The 472-nt window shown below is 28.0% G+C and carries 1 protein-coding gene; it reads left to right on the top strand.

The window, feature by feature from the left end; genetic code table 11:
- On the top strand, window positions 1-472 hold a 472-nt coding region (locus KI356_RS25735; protein WP_212936855.1), incomplete at both ends, for a response regulator transcription factor.

The following is a 472-nucleotide window of genomic DNA, read 5'->3' as shown; positions in this document are numbered from 1 at the left end:
TTACAAAGAAAATAAAAAATCTAGGATTAAATATTCCAATCATATTTCTATCAGCTCGGAATGATATGGATAGTAAACTAAAAGGTCTTATCATTGGAGAAGAATACATGATAAAACCTTTTGATCCTCGAGAATTATTGTTAAGAATTCAGAAAATGTTAGATAATCAATATGGTACTTTCACGCAAATTAAACATTTATTTATAGATGCAGAATATAAAAGGGTTTTCATTAATGGTTTGCGTGATGAAGTTGTGTTTACAGCGATTGAGCGTAAAATATTTTTCTATTTGTATGAAAATAGGGATAGAATTCTAACAAAAGAACACTTCTTTGATTACTTATGGCAACTCGAAGATAGAAATCAAAATATCATGAACGTACATATAAAGAAAATTAGGACCAAAATCGATGATAAAACAGGTAACATTATTCAGAACATATATGGAGAAGGGTATAGATTAAATACCTT

This window comes from Bacillus hominis (genome assembly GCF_018332515.1).
Classification (GTDB): domain Bacteria; phylum Bacillota; class Bacilli; order Bacillales; family Bacillaceae_G; genus Bacillus_A; species Bacillus_A hominis.
The sequence above is the reverse complement of the archived record's forward strand: the minus strand, read 5'-3'. Positions and strand labels throughout refer to the sequence as shown.